Below are 1,702 nucleotides of genomic sequence, written 5' to 3'. Positions count from 1 at the left end.
GGGCTCTGACGCACTCTCGCTGCGGCCACAGCCTAAGTTGCACCGACGAGGCGCGCCTGGAGCAGATCAATCTTGGCGCGGCCGTACATTTGCCGCTTGATGAGTTTGAGCTTGGTGATCTGGCCTTCGGTCTGGCCATTCGACCACGGAGAGATAATGGCGTTGCGGACTGCGGCGATGTCCTTTTCGACTCCGTTTGCAAAGGAGCCAACGAGGCTTGCCTTCGCGCCCTCGAGCCAAGCGTCCAGTTTTGCGACCGCCTTTGACCGGATCATCCGCTGAAAGTCGTCGATCAGCGTTCGCGCGGTGACGAGGTCAGGAACATTGCTCTCGATTGCCGCGATCAGCACAGCGTCCGATTTGGACAGGTCGTCACGCGCCAGCGTCATGAGCCTGGCGATGCTTCGTGCCGAAGGCGTGCGGGCAAGTGCGCTTTGATCGGCCCTTTCAGCAAGGCGTCTGCGCCGCGCCCATTCAGAGACGACGCCGATCTGGCCACGAAAGCCTTTCTTACGCATTTCGCGCCAGAGCGCCGAAGCATTGCGCGCGCCTTGGTCCCAGCGGCCGTCAAGCCAGGGAAGCCATTCCTCGAGCGAACTCTGCCGGACGCGGAACATGTCGGAGCGCTGACCGCGCAGGACGCAGCGGACGAGCTTACGGCTATGTCCGGTACGCTTGACGATCTGCTTGATCGCCACACCCTGCTTCGACAATTCCAGAATGGCCTCGTTTGTCTCCTGGCGACGCAGATATCCTTCATACTGCAGCCGTTCGGCATAGGTGAGAAGCCTTGGATCGATGATGGTGCTGCCGACGGTCTTTCGGATATGCCGCATGGACTTGCTGACTGCATCAAGGAAAGCGCGGCTGGCGTTTTCCATCAGATGCCAGCGGTCGGCCACCTGATCGGCATGAGGCAAGGCCTTGGCGATCGCCTCGCCATATCCGCCACCCCGATCGCGAGCGACAGTCACAATGGAAGGATGGTTTGCCAGCCAAGCCTGGGATGTCGCCTGTTCGCGATCAGGCAGCAATGTCACTGGCCTGCGGCGCTCAAGATCGCAGACAATCGTCCCGTATCGTTGGCCGCGCCGGAACGCGAAGTCGTCGATGCCGATGATGGCGAGCTTATCGCGCGGCTGTTCAGTCCGCCGGCGCACGACACGCAACAGGGTATCGTTGCTCACCGGCATCATCAGGCGGTCGGCAAAGGCTGCGGCAGGCCTGCCGCCCAGCGCCAGTCCCAAGTGATGAACGATCGTCTCAAGGCGTCCGGTTCTCCGCGATAACGGGGCTAAAACAGCGGCACCAAACCGCTCGGCAAAAATGCGGCGGCGGCAAAGAACGGCGTCGCACCAGAAACGGCGAACCGTCACCCGCAAGACCACCCGCCGGCCAGCGATGGGCAAATCGGCGGCTTGCCGCATATATCGGCTCTGGGTCCGGCGTGAACTCGTCCCGCAGCACGGGCACGTTGCCGAAAGCGCCGTAGCGCGCACGTCAAGAAATACACAATCCGCCTTGATTTCGGCATGCTCGACGAGCAACCCCGCCGGCGCCAGTCTCGTCGACCCAAATCTCTGTTCCATCGCGCTGATGCCCTCTCGAAAATTGCGCGACATCACCCTGCACATGCAGCGAGATTGAGTCTGACCCCCTTTTGCGCGAAAAAACAGGGTCCCGATTCCGTGGTCATTGACAT

The 1,702-nt window shown here is 61.3% G+C and carries 1 protein-coding gene; it reads right to left on the bottom strand.

Going from position 1 to position 1,702, the window contains the following annotated elements; all coding sequences use genetic code 11:
- Nucleotides 1-32 precede the first annotated feature (32 nt).
- Nucleotides 33-1,589, bottom strand: a complete 1,557-nt coding sequence (locus EH240_RS36840) for an ISL3 family transposase (RefSeq protein WP_125007224.1) — start codon at nt 1,587-1,589, stop codon at nt 33-35.
- Nucleotides 1,590-1,702: the final 113 nt, after the last annotated feature.

The organism is Mesorhizobium tamadayense, from assembly GCF_003863365.1.
Taxonomy (GTDB): domain Bacteria; phylum Pseudomonadota; class Alphaproteobacteria; order Rhizobiales; family Rhizobiaceae; genus Mesorhizobium; species Mesorhizobium tamadayense.
The sequence above is the reverse complement of the archived record's forward strand: the minus strand, read 5'-3'. Positions and strand labels throughout refer to the sequence as shown.